The sequence below is a fragment of the Roseateles sp. 22389 genome (assembly GCF_052044995.1).
In the GTDB taxonomy this organism is placed as follows: Bacteria; Pseudomonadota; Gammaproteobacteria; order Burkholderiales; family Burkholderiaceae_C; genus Roseateles.
The window spans coordinates 189,476-212,955 of record NZ_JBQEOF010000002.1 but is presented as its reverse complement, the minus strand read 5'-3'; the positions used below and the strand labels follow the sequence as shown (position 1 = coordinate 212,955).

Genomic DNA, 23,480 nt, shown 5'->3' with positions numbered 1-23,480 from the left:
TCCCCGCCAAGCCGGCGATGATCCCCACCCATGTCCACCCCCCCGTCCGACGCCGCGTTCCGCCGCCGGCTCCATCGCAACTACGGTGCCTACACGATCGGCTTCGTGCTGCTTGTTGGCGCGCTGGGCGTGCTGGAGCGGATGGGCATGCCCAAGCAGTGGCTGGGTTTTTCCTTCCTGCTGCTGACGGTGCTGGTCTACGCCGGCATTGGCGTCTTCAGCCGCACCACTGACCCGGTTGAGTATTACGTTGCCGGCCGGCGCGTCCCGGCGTTTTACAACGGCATGGCCGCGGGCGCCGACTGGATGAGCGCGGCGAGTTTCCTCGGCATGGCGGGCAGCCTGTACCTGGCGGGTTACGGCGGCCTGGCCTTCGTCCTGGGATGGACCGGCGGCTTCTGCCTGGTGGCGCTGCTGCTGGCCCCTTATCTGCGCCGCTTCGGCGGCTTCACCGTGCCGGACTTCCTTGCCGCCCGCTTCGAGAGTCGCGGGCTGCGCGTGATGGGCGCGGCGGCGGCGGTGCTGGTGTCGTTCATCTACCTGGTCGCGCAGATCTACGCGATCGGCCTGATCACCACCCGGCTGACCGGCCTGACCTTCGAGATCGGCCTGTTCGTCGGCCTGGGCGGCGTGCTGGTGTGCTCCTTCCTCGGCGGCATGCGGGCGGTGACCTGGACCCAGGTCGCGCAGTACATCATCATGATCCTGGCCTACGTGGTGCCGGTGATGTGGCTGTCGACGCAGCAGACCGGCTTCCCGCTGCCGCAGTTCACCGCGGGCGGCGAGGTCCGCGAGATCACCGCGCGCGAGCAGCAACTGCTGCACGATCCGAAGGAGCTGCAGGTCAGAGGCTTGCACGAGCAGCGCGCGAAGGACTTCCAGCAGCTGATCGCCGGCCTGCCGCAGTCGCTCGACGCCGAGCGCCAGCGCGTCTCGCAGGTGATCGCCCGGCTGAAGGCCGAGGATGCGCCGCTGGCGCAGATCCAGGCGGCGGAGAAGGTCCGTGCCGCGCTCCCGCGCACCGAAGCCGAGGCCCGCGAACTGTGGCAGCGCGCCGTGGTCGCCAACCACCAGCGAGCCGAGCCGCTGGCCGGCATGCCGCCGCATGCAAGGCCCTTCGCCGGCGATCCCGACGGCACACCGGCGGAGCAGGAGGCCTACTCGCTGTCGCGGCGCAACTTCCTGGCGCTGGTGCTGGTGCTGATGGTCGGCACCGCCGGGCTGCCGCACATCCTGACCCGCTACTACACGGTGCCCACGGTGGCGGAGGCCCGCACCTCGGTGGCCTGGACGCTGTTCTTCATCGCGCTGCTCTACCTGTTCGCGCCGGCGCTGGCGGTGATGCTCAAGCACGAGGTGCTGCATCAGCTCGTGGGGACGCCAATCGCCGAGCTGCCGGGCTGGATGAAGCAATGGATGCGGGTCGATCCCGGGCTGCTGAGCATCCAGGACATCAACCAGGACGGCATCCTGCAGCTGGGCGAGCTGAAACTGGGCGGCGACGTCGTCATGCTGATGACGCCCGAGCTGGCCGGGCTGCCGCATGTGCTGGCCGCGATGGTGGCGGCCGGCGCGCTGGCCGCGGCGCTGTCGACAGCGGACGGGCTGCTGCTGACGATCTCCAGTGCGCTGTCCCACGACGTCTACTACCGGGTCATGAATCCGCGCGCATCGATGACGCAGCGGGTGACCATCTCGAAGGCGCTGCTGCTGGCCACCGCGCTGACGGCCGCGGCGGTGGCCGCGCAGAAGCCGGCGGACATTTTGCTGCTGGTGTCGGCGGCGTTCTCCTTGTCGGGCTCGACGCTGGTGCCGGTGCTGGTCGCGGGCATCTTCTGGAAACGGGCCAACAAGCAGGGCGCCGCCGCCGGCATGCTGGTCGGGTTGGGGGTGACGCTGTATTACATGGTCGGCGCGCATGCCGGCCTGCGCCAGGCGCTGGGCCTGGGCGGCGAGCCGCAGCTCTGGTGGGGCATCCAGCCGATGGCCGCGGCGCTGTTCGGCCTGCCGGCGGGCGTGGCGGCGCTGGTGGCGGTCAGCCTGCTGACCCCGCCGCCCTCGTCGACGGCCCGGGCGCTGCAGGGGCGGGTGACGGGCGCCGCGCCCTGAATCCGTCCCGCCCGCAGCCTGGCGCTGGACGGCCACCCCCGGGCTCGACTAGAATCCGCGATTCCCTTGCCGGGCCCAGGAGTTGACGCTGGGGTCCGGCTTTCAGGCCAAGGGCAGGGCATCTCTTGATGCCGGTGCCGGCGGTCGTTGAAACCCATAAGGAGAGTTCACATGCGTCACTATGAGATCGTTCTGCTGATCCATCCGGATCAAAGCGAACAAGTTCCGGCGATGCTGGAGCGCTACAAGGGCCTGGTCACCAACGGTGGTGGCAAGGTGCATCGCGTGGAAGACTGGGGCCGCCGTCAGCTGGCCTACATGATCCAGAAGCTGGCCAAGGCGCATTACCTGTGCCTGAACATCGAGTGCAGCAAGGAAGTCCTGGCTGAAATCGAAACCGGCTTCCGCTTCAACGACGCCGTGCTACGTCACCTGACCGTCGTCAAGGACAAGGCCGAGACGAACCCGTCGGTGATGATGAAGGCCGTCGAGCGCGAAGAAGCCCGCAAGGCTCCGCAAGAAGCGTCCGCCTGAGCTGACAGGCGCGACTCCCTGACGTTCTCGTCATCCTGCCCGCCGATCCGCGCACGCATGAACCGACTGGTGCTGCAGGCGCAGATCCTCGAGAAAGCGGCTCTCCGATACACCCCCGCCGGGCTCCCCGCCCTGGACCTGATGCTCAAGCATGAGTCCATGGCCGACGAAGCCGGCGCTCCGCGCAAGATCGCGCTGGAGATCAAGGCGGTGGCCATCGGCGAGATCGTGAAGCGGGTGCAGGCGCTGGACCTGGCGGAGAAGACGGTGTTCACCGGCTTCCTCTCGGCCCAGCGGCAAGGTCGGGGCACGGTGTTTCACATCACCGGCCTGGACGCCTGACAAGGATTGAAGAGAGCGGCACGTCGCGCGATTCGTTTACATCTGGATAGATCAAGAGGTCACTATGCCCCCGCCACGTGGTAAAGGTCGGTTCTCCAAGGACCGCAAGCCCAAGCGCAACCAACAATCGCTGCTGTTCCGGCGCAAGCGTTTCTGCCGCTTCACCGTCGCCGGTGTCGAGCAGATCGACTACAAGGACGTCGACGTCCTGCGCGACTTCATCAGCGAAAACGGCAAGATCGTTCCCGCTCGCCTGACCGGCACGCGCGCGTTCTTCCAGCGTCAGCTGTCGGTGTGCATCAAGCGCGCCCGCTACCTGGCCCTGCTGCCCTACAGCGACCAGCACAAGGTCTAAGGAGTCCACCCCATGCAAGTCATCCTGCTGGAAAAAGTGGCCAACCTGGGCAACCTCGGCGACGTCGTCAAGGTCAAGGACGGCTACGCCCGCAACTTCCTGATCCCGACCCGTCAAGCGCGCCGCGCCACGGAAGCCGCGATCAAGGAATTCGAAGCCAAGCGCGCCGAACTGGAAAAGGTCGCCGCCGAGAAGCTGGCCGCCGCGCAAGCCCTGGGCGAGAAGATCGCCGGCACCACCGTCACCATCTCGCAGAAGGCCGGCGTTGACGGTCGCCTGTTCGGTTCGGTGACCAACGCCGACATCGCCGACGCGCTGACCAAGGCCGGCACGGCCATCGTCAAGTCGCAGGTGCGCCTGCCCAACGGTCCGCTGAAGACCGTCGGCGAGTTCCCCGTCTCCGTCGCTCCGCACACCGACGTGGTGGTGGAAGTGACCGTGAAGGTCGTCGCCGAAGTCGAGTAATCGCTCGATACATCCGGCGGGCGCTCTGCGCGTCCACCGGACATTCCCCAGCTTTGCAGCGCCGCCAGGGGCTGCAACGATGGAGGAAGGCCCAAAGAAAGCCGACAGCTGCGAAGCCGTCGGCTTTCTGCTTTTTCGAGGCGGCGAAACCCACAGCCGGCCCACACGCTATCAATAGCTCATCCACAGGCTTGTCCACAATGTCCGCGATCTTCACCACGCCCGGGTCCGGTGCCAGCGACAGCGAAATCGCGCGATTGCGCGTGCCGCCGAACTCGGTGGAGGCCGAGCAGAGCGTGCTCGGCGGCCTGCTGATCGACAACACCGCCTGGGACAAGGCGGCGGACACGCTCAGCGACACCGACTTCTACCGCTACGAGCACAAGCAGATCTACGCCGCGATCGGCAAGCTGGTGAATGCCGGCAAGCCGGCGGACGTGGTGACCGTGTTCGAGGAACTGACCTCGGTCGGCAAGGCCGAGGAGTGCGGCGGCCTGGCCTACCTGAATGCGTTGGCGCAGGGCGTGCCCAGTGCCGCCAACCTGCGCCGTTATGCCGAGATCGTTCGCGAGCGGGCGATCCTGCGCAAGCTGGTGGCCACCTCCGACGAGATCGCCACCGCCGCCCTGAATCCCGCCGGTCGCGCGGTCAACGAGATCCTGGACGAGGCCGAAGGCAAGATCTTCCGCATCAACGAGGAAGGCTCGCGCGGCGGCACCGGTTTCCAGAGCATGGACCGGCTGATGGTCGAGCTGATGGACCGCGTCAACGAGCTGGCCGAGCAGGGCGCCGAGGACGTCACCGGCGTGCGCACCGGCTTCTACGACCTGGACCGCATGACCGCGGGCCTGCAGCGCGGCGACCTGATCATCCTGGCGGCGCGGCCGTCGATGGGCAAGACCGCGTTCGCGATCAACATCGGCGAGGCGGTGGCCATCAACGAGGGCCTGCCGGTCATCATCTATTCGATGGAAATGGGCGCGGCGCAGCTGGCGCTGCGGATGGTCGGCTCGATCGGCCGCATCGACCAGAGCAACCTGCGCACCGGTCGCCTGAAGGACGATGAATGGGGCCGCCTGGCCGAGGCGGTCGACAAGCTCGGCAACGCGCCGATCTACATCGATGAAAGCCCCGGCCTCTCGCCCAGCGAAGTGCGCGCCAGAGCGCGGCGCCAGGCGCGGATCTCGGGCCAGATCGGCCTGATCATCATCGACTACCTGCAGCTGATGAGCGGCAACGGCGGCGGCTCCGAGGAGAACCGCGCGACGGTGGTCGGCGAGATCTCGCGCGGCTTGAAGGCGTTGGCCAAGGAGCTGCGCTGCCCGGTGATCGCGCTGTCGCAGCTGAACCGCTCGGTGGAAACGCGGCCGGACAAGCGGCCGATGATGTCCGACCTGCGCGAGTCGGGCGCCATCGAGCAGGACGCGGACATCATCATGTTCATCTACCGCGACGAGTACTACACCAAGGACGAGTGCAAGGAGCCGGGCGTGGCGGAGATCATCATCGCCAAGCAGCGTAACGGCCCGGTGGGCACGGTGAAGCTGGCCTTCGCGCGGCAGAACACCAAGTTCGAGAACCTTGCGCCGGGCTACGTGAGTCCGGGAGGCGACGAGTACTGATCCTCACACCCGCTCGGGCACGGGCCGGGCATCGCATCCGTAAAGATGTGGTAAGACCGGATGAATATCGTTATTCTCTGGTAAGACCGCTCGCGCATTGCTTTTGCCTGCCGGTCTTGGAACCCCACATTTACCGGAGTCCCTGTGTCTGATCTGAGCAAACGCGCTTTCATTGCCACCCCGCTGCTGGCCGCCGCCGGATTGGGCGTCGCCCGCCTGGCCCAGGCCCAGGGCAGCGAGCGCCCGGCGCCCGCGCCGTACACGCCGCCGCCCCTGGCGCAAGGTCCGTTCACCGCCGCGGTCGATTCCCTGCGCGCGTCGACGGTGCCGACCTGGTTCCGCGACGCCAAGCTCGGCATCTGGTCGCATTGGGGGCCACAGGCCGTGCCCGGCCAGGGCGACTGGTACGCCCGCTTCATGTACGTGCCCGGCCACCCGCATTACGACCATCACGTCAAGACCTATGGCCATCCGTCGGAGGTCGGCTACAAGGACCTGCTCAAGCTGTGGAAGGCCGAGCGCTTCGAGCCCGACGCGCTGATGGATCGCTACGTGGCCGCCGGGGCCAAGTACTTCGTGTCGATGGGCGTGCACCACGACAACTTCGATCTGTGGAACTCCAGGCACCACCGCTGGAACGCCACCCAGGTCGGTCCCATGCGCGACGTGGTGGGCGACTGGTCCCGCGCCGCGCGCAAGCGCGGGCTCCGCTTCGGCGTATCCGAGCATCTGGGCGCCAGCCACAACTGGTGGTGGACCAGCCACCAGTGCGACCAGTTCTGGCCCAAGCTCGGCGTGGCCTACGACGGCGCCAAGCCCGAGAACGCCGACCTCTACCACGAGCCGCACAACACGCCGTACCTCAACCGCGGCGGCGACTGGTACACGACCAATCCGAAGTTCCACGAGATCTGGTACCGCCGCATCATCGACCTGATCGACAGCCACCAGCCCGACCTGCTGTATTCGGACGGCGGCATCCCGTTCGGCGCCGTGGGCCGCGCCGCGATCGCGCACCTGTTCAACACCTCGGTGCGCCGCAACGGCGAGATGCAGGCCGTCTACAACCACAAGGCCCTGGGGTCCGGCGAGTTCATCCGCGAGATCGGCGTGCAGGACGTCGAGCGCGGCGTGCTCGAGGGCATCAACGCGCTGCCCTGGCAGACCGACACCTCCAACGGCGACTGGTTCTTCTCCGAGCACGATCGCTACAAGACGCCGGCGCAGGTGCTGACCATGCTGTGCGACATCGTCAGCAAGAACGGCAACATGCTGCTCAACGTGGTGCAGCGGGCCGACGGCACGCTCCCGCCCGAATCGGACCGGCTGTTGACCGAGATGGCGGCGTGGATGGCGGTCAACGCGCCGGCGATCCACGGCACGCGGCCGTGGAAGGTGCATGGCGAAGGCCCGACCGAAGCCGCCGGCGGCGCCTTCAAGGAAGACACCGCCTACACGGCGCAGGACCTGCGCTTCACCACCCGGGACGGCGCGCTGTACGCCTTGACGCTGGGCGAGCCCAAGGGCCAGGTGAACATCGTGTCGCTGCGCACCGGCAATGCGCAGGAGTCCCGCCCGGTCCGTCGGGTCGAGCTGCTGGGCGCCGGGCCGGTGCGCTTCCGCCAGACCGCCCAGGCCTTGCAGGTCGAAGTGCCGGAGCGTCTGCCCAGCCGGCATGTCAGCGCGCTGCGCATCGCCTTCGCCTGACCGTCCACGAGCTTCCCCGGCACCGGCACGCACGCGACAGCGCGGCAACGGTCCCGGGGCTTGGGCGGCTTGCCGCGCTCAGCGGGCGGGGCCGCCGACCTCCGCGGTCTTTCCGGTTTCTGCGGTCTCCGCGGTCTCTCCGACCTTCCCGATCTCCCACTCGACGCCGTCGGCGCTGCCCCGGTCGTCGGTGACCTTGAGCACGGCGCGGCCCGCCTCGAGCCTCACGCCGGGCCAGCGGGCGATGCGGTCCACGACCGCCACCGTGCCCATCCCCTTGCCATTGACCTCCAGCGTCGCCTGGCGCGCATTGCTGTAGGCCTTGATGTCGACCAGGCCTGCGGGCCGTTGGACGAGGCGCTTGCTGGTCAGGTGCAGCACCGGCTGTTTGCTCCACCAGGCGCACATCAGGTGATAGGCGTCCTTCAGGTGGCGCCGGTCGTAGCTGACCAGTCCCTTGTCATTGCGACCGGTGGTGTCGCCCTCGTGGCGGTTCGCCGCGGCATGGTCGAAGCCCAGCCAGATGAAGCTGCCCCACAGGAAGGGCCGCCGGGCGACCTCGGCCGCATAGGTTTCGTGGAACAGCGCCTGGTACTGCTCGGGATGCCAGCGCCCGCCCGGCTCGGGACGACGCGGCGGGTCCTCCTGCTGGACGACGCTGGCGCCCGCGCCGAACTCGCCCAGGCCGATGGGCTTGTCCGGCATGCGGGCGTGCAGCTTGTCGGCCCAGGGGCCGATGTCCTTGAACTCGCCGTCGTACCAGCCCCAGTAGCGGTTGTAGGACGCCAAGTCGGTCTGCAGCGCCATCGGATGGTCATCCGGCGCGCAGCAGTGGGCATAGGTGGTCAGCCGCGAGGGATCCTCCTGCTTGGCCAGCGCGTGCAGGTCGGCCAGCAGGGCGCGGATGGGCTCGTCGCTGCGATAGACCTCGTTGCCCACGCCCCAGACGGCAACCGAAGCGTGATGGCGGTTCTGGCGGATCAGCTCCCGCAGCTGGGCCTGGATGTTGTCGCGGAACGCGGCGGTCTCGGCCATCAAGGCATTCAGCGGGATCTCGGTCCACACCACCAGGCCGAGCTGGTCGGCCCGCTCGTAGGTGTAGGCGGGGTGCTGGTAGTGGACCAGGCGCAGGCCGGTGAGGCCCAGGTCCATCAGGAGGCGCAGGTCCTCGTCGATCTCCGCGGGACCCACCGCCACGCCGCGGCCGGGGCGGCCGGCGTGGAAGTAGTTGACGCCATGCAGCGGGTAGGGCTTGCCGTTGAGCAGGAAGCCGCGCTGCGGGTCGACGCCGAACTGGCGCAGGCCCACCGGCAGCTGCACCGTGTCGGCCACGGTGCGGGCGTCCATCAGCTCGGCGCTGAGGCGGTAGAGATACGGGTCGGCGATCCCCTGCCACAGGTGGGGCTGCCGCACGTCGAGCGTCGCCGTCGCCGTGATCGGCGCGCCGGGCGCGAGCTGCAGCGATTGCGACTGCTGCGCCACGGATCGCCCCGCGGCATCACGCAGCGTCAATCGCAGCTGACGCACGGCCGGCTGGTCGCCGTCGTTGCGCAGCTGCACCTGCACCTGGAGGCGCGCCCGCTCGGCGCTCAGTTGCTCGATGTCCACGCGCACCCCGGGGCCGCCGTGGTCCAGCAACTCGATGTGGGCCTGCGGGGTCTCGATGAGGCGCACCGGCCGGATCAGTCCGCCGAAGACGGTGAAGTCGCCCGCCAGCGGCGCCACGTGCGGCAGCTTGCCGTTGTCGACGCGCACGGCGACCACGTTGGGCCCCGGCCGCAGCAGCGCCGTGATGTCGAAGCGGAAGCGCGCATAGCCGCCCTCGTGGCGACCGGCGTGGCGGCCGTTGACCCACACGTCGGCGGCCAGCGTCGCGGCGTCGAACTCCAGGAAGCGACGCGTCGCGCCGCCGGGCGCGATGTCCAGGCTGCGGCGGTACCAGGCGGCGCCGCGGTAGGGGCTGCCGCCGGTCTCGCCATCGGGCACGTTGTAGGTGTGGGGCAGGGCGACGGTGGACCAGGCGGCATCGTCGAAGTCCGGCGCCTCGGCGCCCGCCACGTCGGCGCGCTGGAAGCGCCAGGCGCTCTCCAGCGCGGTGGTCACGCGGGCGGCCTGAGCGTGCAGGGCAAACAGGCTGAGCGCCAAGGCAAGCAGGGAGCGAAGCATCGTCAACGGGCCCGGAAGTTGGGAAGCGCGCCACCTCGAACGCTGCGAGGCGAGTTAATGCGGCGACCGAACTAATGTAGGGACGAGCGCGTGTCGTGGCCATTGGCGAAAACACGCCCGTGGCGGCGTGCTGCGCATCGCGCTACGGCAACGGCAACGGCAGCCGCACCTCGACCGGCAGGCCGCGGCCGCCGGCCGCCTCGGCCAACACGATGCGGCCGCCATGGCCCGCCACGACCGAGCGCGCGAGCGTTGCGGGACCGGTACAGCACCTGCGTCCCGCGCGTGACCAGGAGGGCGGGCTGGCGCTCGGGCGAGGTGGCGTACTCCTCCACGATGGAGGCGTGCAGCAGGTCCAGCGCCTGCCGGCGCCGCTCGGGCGTGCTGTCGGTGTCGTCGGCGATCGCCAGGATGGTCGGGTAGATCTGCTTCGACTGGAGCAGCAGGAAGGCGCGGCCGCCCTGGTGCAGCAGATAGGCGATGCCCAGCACCCACAGCAGCATCAGCAGCGCCAGCTGGGCCACCAGCAGGCGCCGCACGAGGCTGGGACGGACCACGGCGAGCAGCGCCTCGCGCAGGCCCCGGCCCACGCGGACGAGGGCAAGGACGAGGGCGGCCCGCGGCCCCGGTGGCGGGGGCAGGCGGAAGGATGACGCGGTCATCGCGTCTCCTGGTCGATCACGTAGCCCACGCCGCGCACCGTCCGCACCCAGCCGTCGCCGATCTTGCGGCGCAGGTTGGCCATGTGCACGTCCAGCGCGTTGCTCGCGTTGCCCGGGCCGCCGGGCAGCACCTGCTCCTCCAGCGTGCGCCGCGTCACGATGCGGCCGGCCCGCATCATCAGCAGCCGCAGCAGCTCGTATTCGCTGACGGTCAGCTCCACCGGCTGGCCCTCGACGCTGACCCGGCGCGTGGGCATGTGCAGCTGCAGGCCGCGCAGCGACAGCAGCTCGCCGTCGAAGCCGTAGCTGCGGCGCGCCAGCGCGCGGATGCGGGACAGCAGCTCGGCCAGCTCGAAGGGCTTGACGAGGTAATCGTCGGCGCCGGAATCCAGGCCGTTGAGCCGGTCCTGCAGCGCATCGCGCGCGCTCAGGATCAGCACCGGCAGCGACCCGTGCTCGCGGCGCAGCCGCGCGAGCAGCTGCAGGCCGTCGCCGTCGGGCAGGCCCAGGTCCAGCAGCACCAGGTCGCAGGGCTGCTGCGACAGCTGGTGCCAGGCGGCGGCGATCTGGCGGGTCCACACGACGTCCATGCCCTGGTCGGTCAGCGCGATGCGCACGCCATTGCCGAGGTCGAGGTCGTCCTCGATCAGGAGAATCTTCATGGCCGGCATTGGACCAGTCCGCGAAGCCTCCGCGCCGCCGCCGGCGCAGCGCTTCATCGATTCTTCATGTGGCCCACAGCCCGGCTTCATGGCGTCGGTCAACGGCACCGGCGCTTGCGGATGACGACGACTGCGATGGCGATGGCTACGGCTACGGCTACGGCTACGGCTACGGTCTGCGAGCGTCCGCGGCGTCGCCGGCCGGCGCAACCGGGACGGACGCGGCCGGCAGGGCGTCGGGCGGCAGGCCAGCCACGGCGCGCGCCCACATGCGCCGGTAGAGCGCTTCCAGGTCGCGCGCGAAGGCGCGTGAATCGATCCACGGCCGGATCGGCGGCTTGGGACCGGTCGCGAGCGCGCAGGCGCGTTCCACGTAGTCATCGAGCGTCTCGCAGACCAGCTCCGGCAGGCCGGCCTCGGCGAGCAGGCTCTCCGCCACGCGCGACGCGAAGCCGTCCCCGCGCAGCGTCACGACCGGCACGCCGGCCGCGAGCGCATCGCTGGTCGTCGTGTGGCCGTTGTAGGGCCAGGTGTCGAGCGCCAGATCCGCGGCGGCCAGGCGGTTCCAGTGCGCGGCCATGTCCACCGGCGGCATGAACACCAGCCGCTCGGGCACGATGCCGTGCCGCGCCGCTTCCTCGCGCAGCCGCGCATCCGCCTGCTCGCCGCCGCTGAGCTGCCACAGCAGCGCCGAGGGCAGGCGGTGCAGCAGCACCATCCAGGCTTCGAAGATCGGCGGCAGGACCTTGTGCACCACGTTCGCCGACAGCAGCACGATCGCGTCCTCGGGCAGGCCCAGCGCGGCGCGCGGCGTCGGCACGATGCGGCGCGTCGCGTCGCCGGGCTGGTAGCAGCGCGGCAGCTGCGCGATGCGCTCGCTGTAGAACGGGGCGTCGGCCAGCGGCGTCACGATCGGGTCGCCGATGACGTAGTCGATGTAGTCCGCGCCGCAGGTGCCTGGGAAACCCAGCCACGCGACCTGCACCGGCGCCGGCCGCGCGGCCAGCGCGGTGAAGCGGCTGCCGGCCGTGTGGCCCTTGAGGTCGACCGCGATGTCCACGCCCTCGGCGCGCATGCGAGCGGCGATGCCGGCCGCGTCGAGGGCGCCCACGTCGATGAAGCGGTCGCAGGCGGCGCGCACGCGCTGCTGCAGCGGCGAGCCGTCGTCCGGTCCATGCGAGAACAGCAGCACCTCGAAGCCCGCGCGGTCGCGGCACTCCAGCACCTCGACCATCAGCGCCGCCGTCGCGTGGGCATGGAAGTCGCCGGAGAGGTAGCCGATGCGCAGCCGCGGCTTGTCGACCGCCCGCGCCGGCGGCAGGGACGCGATGCCGCGGCTCAGGAAACGCGTGCTCAGGCGCGCGACCTTGAGCAGGTCGGCTGGCGCGTGGGGCAGGGCGGCCAGCGCGAAGGGCACGCCGAACTCGTCGTCCGCCGCCTCGGGCTTGGCGCGCAGCGCCGCGTGCAGCGCCTGCAGGTTGGCGTCGAAGTCCTCCCAGCGCGCGCATTGCTGGTCGCCATGGGCCTGGTAGGCCTGCGCCATGACGCTGTCGGGACGCAGCGCGGCCACGGTGCGGAAGCACTCCGCCGCCTCGGTCTTCATCTGCAGCGTCTGCAGCGCGAAGGCGAGCTGCAGGTAGGCGTCGATGTCGTCGATCTTCAGCGCCAGCGCCTGCATCAGCGGCCCGATCGCCGCCTGCGCCTGGCCGCTGCGCCGCAGCGACTCGCCCAGGTAGCGCTGCAGCGGGTTGGACGCGACGTGGGCATGCGGCGCGAGCAGCGCCGCCGCCTCGGCGTGGCGGCCGCGGCCCATCTCGTGGAGGGCGGCGCGCAGCAGGTCTTCGAGGGCATCCATGGGCGGCGATTATGTCGGCCGCGAGGATGTCGACGGGCACTGGCAATCCGGCTGATTACTGTATAAATTGACAGTATGCCGCAAGACACCAAGATCGCCAGGCCGCCGCTGTACATCCAGGCCGATGCCCTGAAGGGCCGGGGCAGCGGCTGGGCCATGCCGCACCGCTTCGAATCGCGCGAGCGCGAACAGTACGACGACGGCTGGGGCACGCTGGACCAGACGGCGCTGGAGGAGCATGTCGCGCCCAAGACCGAGATCATCGAGGAGCAGGCCCGCAAGATCCTCAGCGGCAACCAGTCGCCGGACATCGGCTTCGATCTCTCGATCAATCCCTACCGCGGCTGCGAGCATGGCTGCATCTACTGCTTCGCGCGGCCGACGCACAGCTACCTGAACCTCTCGCCGGGCCTGGACTTCGAGACCCGGATCATCGCGAAGGTCAACGCTGCCGAACGGCTGCGCGAGGCGCTGGCCTCGCCCGCCTACCAGCCGGCGCCGCTGGTGCTGGGCACGGCCACCGACGCCTACCAGCCGATCGAGCGCAAGCTGCGCATCACCCGCGCGGTGGTGGAGGTGCTGACCGAGGCGCGGCATCCGTTCTCGGTGGTGACCAAGTCCAGCGGCATCGAGCGCGACCTCGACCTGATCGTGCCGATGGCGCTCAAGCGGCAGGTGTCGGTCTACCTGTCGGTGACCTCGCTGGACCCGGCGCTGTCGCGCATCCTGGAGCCCCGCGCCGCCTCGCCGCAGCGGCGGCTGCAGACCATCAAGGCGCTGGCCGAGGCCGGCGTGCCGGTGGGGGTGAGCGTGTCGCCGGTGATCCCCTTCCTCAACGAGCCCGAACTGGAGCGCATCCTCGAGGCGGCCGCGGAGGCCGGCGCGACCAAGGCCTTCAGCATCCCGCTGCGGCTGCCCTGGGAGGTGGCGCCGCTGTTCCACGACTGGCTGCGGCTGCACCAGCCGGACAAGGCCGCGCGCATCATGGCGCGGCTGCGCGACATGCGCGGCGGCAAGGACAACGATCCGCGCTTCGGCACGCGCTTCACCGGCGAAGGGATTTGGGCCGAACTGCTGCAGCAGCGGCTGCGCAAGGCCTCCCAGCGCCTGGGCCTGGGCCGCGAGCGGCACCAGTTCGACTTCAGCGAGTTCAGACCCCCCTCGAAGCTGGAGGGGCAGCAGTCCTTGTTCTGACGGGCCTGACGAGCCTGAGGGCGGTCGATCAGCCGCCGCGCCGGCAGGCGCCGACCCAGTCCCAGTCCTTGCGGTAGACCGAGGTCTGCACGCCGCTCAGGCTCAGCACCGTGTGGTACAGCCCGTCGTGGGACATCGGCGTGTCGCGGCGCTGGCTGAGGCAGGCCTCGTCCAGGCGCTGCGACTGGCGCGTCTGTGCCGGCAGCCACAGGATCAGCGGCACATGCTTCTGCTGCTTGGGCGCCAGCGCATAGGGCATGCCGTGGAGGAACAGGTTGTTCTCGCCCAGCGACTCGCCGTGGTCGGACACGTACAGCAGGCTCGGATCGAAACGCGACTGCTGGGTGCCCAGCCAGTCGATCGCCTTGGCCAGCACGTGGTCGGTGTACGCGATCGTGTTGTCGTAGGCATTGCGCACCTCCTCCAGCGGGCACTGCTGCAGCGCGTTGCTGCGGCATTCCGGCTGGAAGGGCTTGCGGTCGGCCGGCGTGCGCAGGTAATACGCCGGTCCATGGCTGCCCATCTGGTGCAGCACCAGCACCACGCCGCGCGCGACGCGCTGCGGATCCAGCGCGGCGATACGCGCGTCCAGGTCGTGCAGCATCGCCTCGTCCAGGCATTCGCCGTCGGGGCGGCACAAGCCGGCGGGCAGGGGATGGTCGGCGCGGGCGGGATTGATGGCCTGCGCATTCGGCACGCGGTCGCAGATGCCCTTGCAGCCCGACTGGTTGTCCAGCCAGAGCACCGCCAGCCCGGCGCGCTGCAGCACGTCCAGCAGCGTCTCCTGGTTGCCCGGGTGGTCGACATACGCCTCGCGGCCGAGCTGCGAGAACATGCAGGGCAGCGAGGCCGCCGTCGACGTGCCGCAGGACGCGACCTCGCGGTAGCTCAGCACCGGCTTGCCCGAGAGCTCCGGATTGGTCGGCCGGCCGTAGCCGTTGAGCTGGAAGTTCTCCGAGCGCGCCGTCTCGCCCACCACCAGCAGCACCAGCGGCGGCCGCGCACCGGCGGGTCGGGGCGTCAGCGTCGCGTCCGCGGCGACGATCTCCGGCGGGCCCTTGGGCTTCTTCTGTTTCTGGACGACCAGCGCGGCGCTGGCCCAGATCGCGTTGATCGGGCTGACCATCTTGGTCAGCACCTTGTGGTTGCGCAGGGTCGAGGCCAGCTCCGCGGTGCGGGTCGCCGCCAGGCCCACGCCCAGCGCCAGCGCCAGCGCGACGCTGGCCAGGTTCCAGCCGAGCCGCTGGTACCAGCGCCGGTCGGTCAGCCGCTGGCGCCAGAGCCAGAGCAGCGGCAGCAGCGCGATCACCGCCACATGCGCCGCCAGGCCCCAACCCATCAGGTCGCGGGTCTCGCGCAGGTCGGTCTGCAGCGCGTTGGTGATCATCGCGCTGTCGATGACCACGCCGTAGCTGCCGATGAAGTAGGCCAGCGGCGCGGTCAGCAGCAGCATCAGCGTGAGCAGCGGCTTCACCGCCACGCGCCAGGCCAGCAGGCTGAAGCAGGCCGCCAGCACCAGGACCACGATGCCGGCGAAGACGACGACGAACAACTGGCCCGACGGGCCGGCGTAGTCGGGCATGCCGGTCATGCGCTGCCACAGCGGCCAGTTGCCGAGCACGCCGATCCAGAGCGCAGCCAGCCAGGCCAGGGTCAACGGGGAACGTGTGCGCGCGGCGCCGGCCTGGCGCGATCGCGAGGTCGAGGAATCGGAAAACGGCATCTTGCTTGTGTCAGGCCGGCATGATCAAACCGGCCCTTGTAGTGGTCCCACCTGAAGATCTCCTGAAGCCTCGCCCTGCGTCATGCCGCGGCGCGGCCACCGGACCGGCTTTCATCCCCGCAAGGCCATGCCGCCGGCGGCACGGGCCGCCTTCAGCCCCTGGCCGCTGGCCTGCACGTAGCGGCGTTGCAGGTCCTCGATGCGAGGCGCCAGTGCGCTGGGATCGCTCATCCTGTCGCGGTAGCGCTTGAGCACCAGCGCCGCCATGTCGATCAGCTTGGCGTTCAGCGTCAGCCCGCCTTGCTCGACCAGCAGCTGCACCCCGGCCTGCGCGTCGCCGCGCATCGCCTGGCGCATCGCGGTTTCCGAGATCGCGAAGACGCGGGCATTGGCCTCGCGCATCAGCCGCGAACTGGGCTCGTGGCCCTCGGCCATGGCGAGCATCACCTCGGTCGCCGACTTCGAACTGCAAAAGCGCAGCCCGAGCTGGCTCATCAGCAGGTCCATCTCGCTGAGCTCGATGTCCTGCCGCGCCATGCGCACCCACAGGGCGATCAGCAGGCAGGCGGCTTCCAGGTCGAAGGCCTCGTCCGCGGCGCGGCGCGCGAAGTCGCGCGCCAGCTGCAGCGCATCGGCGAGCCGGCGTTCCATCAGCAGCCGCAGCCCCTGCAGCAGCACGTCGAAGCGCTGCAGCCGGGCGTCTCGCGGCGCGCGTTCGATGCCCTGCGCCAGGGCGTCGGCGGCGTACTTCAGTCCCTTGCCGTCCTTCGCGTCGAAGCGCATCAGCGCGAGCAGGGCCAGGCTGTGCCAGTCGAAGAGCTTGGAGCGCAGCCCCTGCGCGAGGCTGCGTTCCAGCATCTTGAGCGCCTCGTCCCGCTGGCCGGCGTAGAAGGCCAGCGTGCCGCAATGCTGCTGGCGCAGCAGGCATCCCGGCGTCAGCGTCGCCGCGGTGCGGTAGGTGGCGAGCGCGGCGTCGATCTCGCCTTGCTCCATCTGCACCCGGCCCATCAGGTCGTAGCTGTCGGCCTGGTCGGGCATGTCGCCGATCAGCGTCTCCAGCGTGCGGCGCGCGGCGCTCAGGTTGCCGCTGGCCACCTCGGTGCGCGCCACGCCCAGCCGGGCCCAGGGCACGGTGCGCGCGGCGATGATCGCCTCGTACAGCTCGCGCGCCTCGGTGTGGCGCTCCAGGCGCAGCAGCAGTTCGGCGCCGATGCGCGCGGCATAGAGCCAGTAGGTCGCCTTCTGCTGGAAGCGCTCCAGGCAGAGGTCGGCGGCGCGGTCGAAGTCGCGCGCGTCGATGGCGTCGAAGATCGCCTTCAGCTCCAGCTTGCGGTGCCGCGCGTTGGCCAGGCGGTCGGCCAGCGCGGCGCTGGTGTAGGGCTTGACGAGGTAGGCATCGAGCGCCGCCTCGGCCGCCTCGGCGACCTTCGCGTAGGAGGCCTCGCCGGTGACCATGACGAAGACCGTGGCGTAGGGCAGCAGTTGCTCGCGCCGCAGTTCATCGAGCAGGTCCTGGCCGGAGAGCTCCGAGCCGTCGAAGTAGTAGTCGCACAGGACGATGTCGTAGGGCTGCGTCTCGAGGATGACGCGGGCGTCGCGCACCCGCGTGGCCTGGCGCACATGGCCGACGCCGAGTTCCCGCAGTTGGGCGGTCATCAGGCTGCGCGAGGTCGCGTTGCCGTCGATGACCAGCGCCTGCGTCTTGGACAAGGGGCTGGACAGGGGGCTGGCGAGCGTCATGGCCGCCGTCCCGCGGGCGTGGCGGGCGCCCATGTGAAAAAGCCCGCCTCCGAAGAGAGCGGGCCGGCAGCACCCCAACGATGTGTGCGAATGTCGTCAACCACGAGGCGGATTGTCCGCCCGGCGATCGCCGCCGGCTCCCCGGGTTTGCGTGGGGGCCGCGGCTTGAATTCCCAATCCGGGCGTGAACTTGCACGCCGCTGTTGGTGGCTTACTTGAAGAGATCCTTGACGCGGTCCGTCCAGCTCTTCGCGTTCGGCGAGTGGCGCTCGCCGCCGTCGCGCAGGCTCTTGTCCAGCTCCTTCAGCAGCTTGCGCTGATGCTCGGTGAGCTTGACCGGCGTCTCGATGCTGATGTGGCAGTACAGGTCGCCCGGATAGCTGGAGCGCACGCCCTTGATGCCCTTGCCGCGCAGGCGGAAGGTCTTGCCGTGCTGCGTGCCCTCGGGCAGTTCGATCTCGGCCTTGCCGCCCAGTGTCGGCACCTCGATCGAGCCGCCCAGCGCCGCGGTCGTCATCGACACCGGCATCGTGCAGTGCAGGTCGTCGCCGTCACGCTCGAAGATGTCGTGCTGCTTGATGCGGATCTCGATGTAGAGATCGCCCGACGGGCCGCCATTGACGCCCGGCTCGCCGTTGCCGGCGGAGCGGATGCGCATGCCTTCGTTGATGCCGGCCGGGATCTTGACTTCCAGCGTCTTGGTCTTCTTGATCTTGCCGGCGCCGTTGCAGGTGGTGCAGGGCTCCGGAATGATCTTGCCGGTGCCGTGGCAGTGCGGGCAGGTCTGCTGGATGCTGAAGAAGCCCTGGCGCATGTGCACCGTGCCGCTGCCGCCGCAGGAGCCGCAGGTCTTGGCGCTGGTGCCGGGCTTGGCGCCGCTGCCGTGGCAGGTGTCGCAGCCTTCCCAGGACGGGATGCGGATCTGCGTCTCCTTGCCGCGCGCGGCTTCCTCCAGCGTGATCTCCATCGCGTAGCTCAGGTCGCTGCCGCGATAGACCTGCTGGCCGCCGCCCTGGCGCCGGCCGCCGCCCTGCTGGCCGAACAGGTCGCCGAAGATGTCGCCGAAGGCCTCGGCGAAGCCGCCGAAGCCTTCCGCGCCCGGGCCGCCGCGGAAGCCCTGGTTGGGGTCCACGCCCGCGTGGCCGTACTGGTCGTAGGCCGCGCGCTTCTGGCCGTCGGACAGCATCTCGTAGGCCTCCTTGGCCTCCTTGAACTTGTCCTCGGCGTCCTTGGCACCTTCGCCCTGATTGCGGTCAGGGTGGTACTTCATCGCCAGCTTGCGATACGCCTTCTTGATGTCGTCTTCGCTGGCGTTCTTCGCGACGCCTAGGACTTCGTAATAGTCACGCTTTGCCATGGATCTTCCTGGGGGCCTCAAACCAAAACGCCGCGCGAGGCTGGCGGCCCCGCGCGGCGGCTGTCAGGCGACAGCGGTTGCCGATCGCGGCGCCGACCGGGGTCGGCGCGCACGGCTTACTTCGAGTCCTTGACTTCCTTGAACTCGGCGTCCACGACGTTGTCGTCGGCCGGCTTGGACGAGGACTGCGCGGCCGCCGCCTCGGCGTGGTCCGCACCCGCCGCACCCGCGGCGCCCGCGGCACCGGCCGCCGCCTGGGCCGCCTGCGCGTCGGCGTACATCTTCTCGCCCAGCTTCTGGCTGGAGGTCATCAGCGCTTCGGTCTTGGCGTCGATGTCGGCCTTGTCCTCGCCCTTGATGGCTTCTTCCAGGTCTTTGATCGCGGCCTCGATCTTTTCCTTCTCGCCGGCGTCCAGCTTGTCGCCGTGCTCGGCCAGCGACTTCTGCACCGAGTGCACCAGGCCGTCGGCCTGGTTCTTGGCCTGCACCAGCTCGACCTTCTTCTTGTCCTCGGCGGCGTTGGCCTCGGCGTCCTTCACCATCTTCTCGATCTCGGCCTCGGACAGGCCGGAGTTCGCCTTGATGGTGATCTTGTTTTCCTTGCCGGTGCCCTTGTCCTTGGCGCCGACGTGCAGGATGCCGTTGGCGTCGATGTCGAAGCTCACCTCGATCTGCGGCACGCCGCGCGGCGCCGGCGGGATGCCTTCCAGGTTGAACTCGCCCAGGCTCTTGTTGGCCTGCGCCATCTCGCGCTCGCCCTGGTAGACCTTGATGGTCACCGCGGGCTGGCTGTCCTCGGCGGTCGAGAAGGTCTGGCTGAACTTGGTCGGGATGGTCGTGTTCTTCTTGATCATCTTGGTCATCACGCCGCCCAGGGTCTCGATGCCCAGGCTCAGCGGGGTGACGTCCAGCAGCAGCACGTCGGTGCGCTCGCCGCCCAGGACCTGGCCCTGGATCGCGGCGCCCACGGCCACCGCCTCATCGGGGTTCACGTCCTTGCGCGGGTCCTTGCCGAAGAACTCCTTGACCTTCTCCTGCACCTTGGGCATGCGGGACATGCCGCCGACCAGGATGACGTCGTCGATCTCGCTCACCGACACGCCGGCGTCCTTGATCGCGGTGCGGCAGGGGGCGATGGTGCGCTCGATCAGCTCGTCCACCAGCGACTCCAGCTTGGCGCGGGTCAGCTTGATGTTCAGGTGCTTCGGACCGGTGGCGTCGGCCGTGATGTAGGGCAGGTTGACGTCGGTCTGCGAGGAGTTGGACAGCTCGATCTTGGCCTTCTCAGCCGCTTCCTTCAGGCGCTGCAGCGCCAGCACGTCCTTGGTCAGGTCGACGCCTTGCTCCTTTTTGAACTCGGCAATGATGTAGTCGATGATGCGCTGGTCGAAGTCCTCGCCGCCCAGGAAGGTGTCGCCGTTGGTGGACAGCACCTCGAACTGCTTCTCGCCGTCGACGTCGGCGATCTCGATGATCGAGATGTCGAAGGTGCCGCCGCCCAGGTCGAACACCGCGATCTTGCGGTCGCCCGCGCCGTGCTTGTCCAGGCCGAAGGCCAGCGCCGCGGCGGTGGGCTCGTTGATGATGCGCTTGACGTCCAGGCCGGCGATGCGGCCGGCGTCCTTGGTCGCCTGGCGCTGCGCGTCGTTGAAGTAGGCCGGGACGGTGATGACCGCCTCGGTCACTTCCTCGCCGAGGTAGTCCTCGGCGGTCTTCTTCATCTTGCGCAGCACTTCCGCGGAGACCTGCGGCGGCGCCAGCTTCTTGCCGCGCACTTCCACCCACGCGTCGCCGTTGTCGGCCGCGGCGATGGTGTAGGGCATCAGGTCGATGTCCTTCTGGACTTCCTTCTCCTGGAACTTGCGGCCGATCAGGCGCTTGACCGCGTACAGGGTGTTCTTCGGGTTGGTCACCGCCTGGCGCTTGGCCGAGGCGCCGACCAGCACCTCGCCGTCTTCCTGGTACGCAATGATCGACGGGGTGGTGCGGGCGCCTTCCGCGTTCTCGATGACGCGGGTGGTGTTGCCTTCCATCACCGCCACGCACGAGTTGGTCGTGCCCAGGTCGATGCCGATGATCTTCTTCTTAGCCATGTGGTGCTCCTGAATAGGGAAAAACTGGCGGAACGGTCAGCGTGGGAGGCTCGGTGGAGCGAGCGGCTGAAACAACGTTCCGGGATGCTGCTGATCTGTGGATAACTTCGCCGGGTTCAAGGGCCCCGATCGATTTTTCGCTGTGCTTACTTGGGGGCGGACACGGTGACCAGCGCCGGGCGCAGCACGCGGTCGGCGATCAGGAAGCCCTTCTGCAGCACGGTCACGACCGTGTTGGGATCCTGCTCCGCCGGGACCATCGAGATCGCCTGGTGCTGGTGGGGGTCGAACTTGGTGCCGGCGGCCGGATTGATCTCCAGCACCTTGTTGCGCTCCAGCGCGGACTGCAGCTGGCGCAGCGTGGCGTGCACGCCCTCGAGCACCTGCTCGACGCTGGCGTCCGGGCGGGCGATGGCGGCGGTCAGGCTGTCCACCACCGGCAGCATCGCGTCGGCGAAGCCCTCGACCGCGAACTTGCGGGCCTTGGCCGTGTCTTCCTCGCCGCGGCGGCGGGTGTTCTCGACTTCGGCCTTGGCGCGCAGATAGGCGTCGGACATCTCGGCCAGGCGGCGTTCGGTGTCGGCGAGCTTGGCCTCCAGCGTCTCGGGCACCGAGGCGGCGGCCGCGGCGGCAGCTTGCTGGGTCAGTTCGTCCAGCGTCGGGTCGGGTTGTTGGTTGTCAGTCGTCATGGTTGGATGGCCCCAAAGCGGAGCCCGACTTCTCTTCGGAAGGGGACCGGCGTCGGTGGGAGCCGGTCTGCGTCGGGCGACCCGCCGCATCTGGGGCTCATGGCCGGAAGTTCAAGAGGGGGATTTTGGCATCGGTGCGCGGGCAAGCCGGGGGCCTGCTAGTGGCGCTTCTTACTGCGGAGGTCGGGGCGTTGGCCGCCATGGCTTGGGGCCCCGGCGGCCAGCGCCGAAACCCCAAGCCATGCCGTCCCCAACCACTGTCGTCCTTTCACGGTTTTGCGACCGGGGACTTCGGGGGAGGGGACCGGCTGTCATTCGTCGATGCTGGCGCTCCAGCGGTCGTCCCACTCGGCCAGCTTGCGGCGGTCGTGCTTGGTCGGGCGGCCCTGGACGATGGTGTCGGCCGGCTCGGGGGCCAGGCGGCGCGCCTCGGCCGCGCGTGCGCGGGCGGCGACGCTGTCCGGCGTCTCCTCGTACAGCGTCTGGGCGACCGGCGCCGGACCGCGGATGCTGCTGAGGCCAAGCACCTTGACCTCGCGGGCCACCACGCCCTGGCGCAGTTGCACCATGTCGCCGGGGCGCAGCTCGCGCGAGGCCTTCACCGCCTGGCCGTTGACGGTCACGCGGCCCTTGCCGATCTCCTCGACGGCGATCGAGCGGGTCTTGTAGAAGCGGGCGGCCCAGAGCCATTTGTCCAGGCGCAGGCTGGTCAGCTCGGAGGAGGAACGATGGGAGGCAGGCATCAGGGGGCGGATTGTCCTACGCCGGACCGGCGTCGGTCGATGCTGCCGCCGGCAGCCGCACCACGGCGTCCAGGCCCTCGATGACCCCGTCGTGCTCGCGGTTGTCCAGCGCCAGCGTGCCGCCCAGCGAAGCGACGATCTCCCGGCAGATCGCCAGCCCCAGTCCCGAGCCGCCATTGGGACCGGCCGCGAAGGGCTGGCCGAGCTTGGCCCGCAGCGACGCCGGGATGCCGGGCCCGCTGTCGCCGATGCGCAGCTCGACGACGCCGGCCGTCGCGCCGCTGCCGTCGGGCTCGCGACCGCGCAGCGTCACAGCGACCGCCAATCGGCCGCCGCGCGGGCAGTGCCGCAGCGCGTTGTGCAGCAGGTTGCGGGCGAGCTCGCGCAGCGCCCAGGCATGGCCGCGCACCGGCGCGGGCTCGGTGGACAGCTCGAAGTCCAGCTCGGCGTCGGCGATCAGCGGGGCCAGGTCCAGCGCCACCTCGCGCACCGTCGCCGCCAGGTCCAGCCGTGGCGGGTCGCCTTGCTGGCGCAGCTGCTCGACCTTGGCCAGCGCCAGCATCTGGTTGGCCAGCGCGGTCGCGCCGTCGACGGTCGCACCGATCTCGTCGATCGCCTGCGCCGCCGGCACGTCGCCGCGCCGGGCCGACTGCACCTGCGCCTTGAGCACCGCCAGCGGCGTGCGCAGCTGGTGCGAGGTGTCGCGAACGAAGCGCTTCTGATGGGCGAGCAGCCCGGCCTGGCGGTGCCAGGCCTCGTTGATCGCGGCCACCAGCGGCGCGAGTTCCGCCGGCACGCCCGGCATCGGGATGGGATCGACGTCGTCGTCGGCGCGCGCGGCGATCGTGCGGCTGAGCGCCCGCACCGGCCGCGTCGCGAACAGCACCACCCCCCACACCACGATCGCGATGACCGCCAGCAGCGCAGCCTGCCGCCACAGCGTCGAGACCAGCACCTGGCGCGCCAGCGTGCGGCGGATCTCCAGCGTCTCGGCGACCTGGATCGTGGCCACGCCCAGGCCGGCCGCGCCCGCCACCGGCTGCTTCAGCACCGCGATGCGCACCGGCTCGCCCTGGTAGACGTCGTCGTAGAAATCGACCAGCGCCGCGTAGGCGCCGCGGTCGGGCAGCCTGCCGTGCCAGGCGGGCAGGTCGTCGAAGCCCGACACCCACTCGCCCTGGAAGCCGGTGACGCGATAGAACATGCGGCTGCGGTTGTCCGCCTCGAAGGCCTCGAGCGCCGCGTAGGGCACCTCGGAGACGAGCCGCGGCGCGTCGGGCGTGCCCTGCACGTCCAGCTGCTCGCCGATGGTCTTGGCCGAGGCCAGCAGCGTGCGGTCGTAGGCGGTGTCGATGGCGCGCCGCGCGTCCTGGTAGAGCCGGTGCGCATTGGCGCCGATCAGCAGCCCCACCGGGACCAGGATGCCCAGCAGCAGCCGGCTGCGCATCGAGCTCAGCCCGCG

The 23,480-nt window shown here is 69.7% G+C and carries 18 protein-coding genes and 1 pseudogene; 8 read left to right on the top strand and 11 right to left on the bottom strand.

The annotated features are described in order from the left end of the window. The first annotated feature begins 30 nt into the window (after positions 1–30). The 7 genes and pseudogenes from ACTJKJ_RS03995 to ACTJKJ_RS03965 all read left to right on the top strand — a co-directional run. Complete coding sequence (locus ACTJKJ_RS03995) at positions 31–2,109, top strand: sodium:solute symporter family protein (protein ID WP_091723030.1); 2,079 nt, start codon at positions 31–33, stop codon at positions 2,107–2,109. 171 nt (positions 2,110–2,280) lie between these two features. Further along, complete coding sequence (rpsF, locus tag ACTJKJ_RS03990) at positions 2,281–2,643, top strand: 30S ribosomal protein S6 (protein WP_091723036.1); 363 nt, start codon at positions 2,281–2,283, stop codon at positions 2,641–2,643. Between the two features lie 57 nt (positions 2,644–2,700). Further along, positions 2,701–2,985, top strand: a complete 285-nt coding sequence (priB, locus tag ACTJKJ_RS03985; RefSeq protein WP_091723040.1) for a primosomal replication protein N — start codon at positions 2,701–2,703, stop codon at positions 2,983–2,985. A 64-nt stretch (positions 2,986–3,049) separates the two neighbouring features. Beyond that, on the top strand, positions 3,050–3,340 hold the full coding sequence (gene rpsR / locus ACTJKJ_RS03980; RefSeq protein WP_067062534.1) for a 30S ribosomal protein S18: 291 nt from the start codon (positions 3,050–3,052) through the stop codon (positions 3,338–3,340). 12 nt (positions 3,341–3,352) lie between these two features. Then, entirely contained in the window at positions 3,353–3,805 is a 453-nt protein-coding gene (rplI, locus tag ACTJKJ_RS03975; RefSeq protein WP_183490457.1) for a 50S ribosomal protein L9, read from the top strand. Positions 3,806–4,005: 200 nt separating this feature from the next. Next, on the top strand, positions 4,006–5,427 hold the full coding sequence (gene dnaB / locus ACTJKJ_RS03970) for a replicative DNA helicase (protein WP_091723049.1): 1,422 nt from the start codon (positions 4,006–4,008) through the stop codon (positions 5,425–5,427). A gap of 144 nt (positions 5,428–5,571) precedes the next feature. Next, positions 5,572–6,780 (top strand): annotated as a pseudogene (locus ACTJKJ_RS03965) (alpha-L-fucosidase); the annotation flags it as partial. A 432-nt stretch (positions 6,781–7,212) separates the two neighbouring features. Here ACTJKJ_RS03965 and ACTJKJ_RS03960 read toward each other — a convergent pair. The 4 genes from ACTJKJ_RS03960 to ACTJKJ_RS03945 form a co-directional block, all read right to left on the bottom strand. Continuing rightward, positions 7,213–9,300: a glycoside hydrolase family 2 protein gene (locus ACTJKJ_RS03960; RefSeq protein ID WP_440819661.1), complete on the bottom strand. Its 2,088-nt coding sequence runs from the start codon at positions 9,298–9,300 to the stop codon at positions 7,213–7,215. Positions 9,301–9,371: 71 nt separating this feature from the next. Further along, on the bottom strand, positions 9,372–9,962 hold the full coding sequence (locus tag ACTJKJ_RS03955) for a hypothetical protein (protein WP_343601410.1): 591 nt from the start codon (positions 9,960–9,962) through the stop codon (positions 9,372–9,374). After that, complete coding sequence (locus ACTJKJ_RS03950) at positions 9,959–10,624, bottom strand: response regulator (RefSeq protein WP_091725057.1); 666 nt, start codon at positions 10,622–10,624, stop codon at positions 9,959–9,961. The genes ACTJKJ_RS03955 and ACTJKJ_RS03950 overlap by 4 nt, the downstream gene beginning before the upstream one ends. Positions 10,625–10,793: 169 nt before the next feature. Then, entirely contained in the window at positions 10,794–12,479 is a 1,686-nt protein-coding gene (locus ACTJKJ_RS03945; RefSeq protein WP_440819660.1) for an O-linked N-acetylglucosamine transferase, SPINDLY family protein, read from the bottom strand. 75 nt (positions 12,480–12,554) lie between these two features. Between ACTJKJ_RS03945 and ACTJKJ_RS03940 the strand changes: the two genes are divergently transcribed. After that, entirely contained in the window at positions 12,555–13,673 is a 1,119-nt protein-coding gene (locus ACTJKJ_RS03940; protein WP_440819659.1) for a PA0069 family radical SAM protein, read from the top strand. Positions 13,674–13,701: 28 nt separating this feature from the next. Here the strand turns inward: ACTJKJ_RS03940 and ACTJKJ_RS03935 are convergent, their stop codons facing one another. The 7 genes from ACTJKJ_RS03935 to ACTJKJ_RS03905 all read right to left on the bottom strand — a co-directional run bounded on the left by ACTJKJ_RS03935 (position 13,702) and on the right by ACTJKJ_RS03905 (position 23,465). Further along, positions 13,702–15,396 (bottom strand): phosphoethanolamine transferase, encoded by a 1,695-nt coding sequence (locus ACTJKJ_RS03935; protein WP_440819658.1) that lies wholly within the window; start codon positions 15,394–15,396, stop codon positions 13,702–13,704. Positions 15,397–15,507: 111 nt separating this feature from the next. Then, the gene (locus ACTJKJ_RS03930) at positions 15,508–17,136 is read right to left on the bottom strand and encodes a response regulator (protein ID WP_297385927.1); all 1,629 of its coding nucleotides are present in this window, start codon (positions 17,134–17,136) and stop codon (positions 15,508–15,510) included. Positions 17,137–17,347: 211 nt separating this feature from the next. Beyond that, on the bottom strand, positions 17,348–18,493 hold the full coding sequence (gene dnaJ / locus ACTJKJ_RS03925; protein WP_091723150.1) for a molecular chaperone DnaJ: 1,146 nt from the start codon (positions 18,491–18,493) through the stop codon (positions 17,348–17,350). A 116-nt stretch (positions 18,494–18,609) separates the two neighbouring features. Then, positions 18,610–20,586, bottom strand: coding sequence for a molecular chaperone DnaK (dnaK, locus tag ACTJKJ_RS03920; protein ID WP_440819657.1), 1,977 nt, complete (start codon positions 20,584–20,586; stop codon positions 18,610–18,612). A gap of 146 nt (positions 20,587–20,732) precedes the next feature. Then, a complete protein-coding gene (grpE, locus tag ACTJKJ_RS03915) occupies positions 20,733–21,275 on the bottom strand; it encodes a nucleotide exchange factor GrpE (protein ID WP_183478561.1) in 543 nt (180 codons plus the stop codon). A gap of 311 nt (positions 21,276–21,586) precedes the next feature. Further along, on the bottom strand, positions 21,587–22,018 hold the full coding sequence (locus ACTJKJ_RS03910) for an RNA-binding S4 domain-containing protein (protein WP_440819656.1): 432 nt from the start codon (positions 22,016–22,018) through the stop codon (positions 21,587–21,589). A gap of 16 nt (positions 22,019–22,034) precedes the next feature. Beyond that, positions 22,035–23,465 carry a sensor histidine kinase gene (locus ACTJKJ_RS03905; protein ID WP_440819760.1) on the bottom strand — a complete coding sequence of 477 codons (1,431 nt, stop codon included), beginning with the start codon at positions 23,463–23,465 and terminating at the stop codon, positions 22,035–22,037. Between the last annotated feature and the right edge of the window lie 15 nt (positions 23,466–23,480).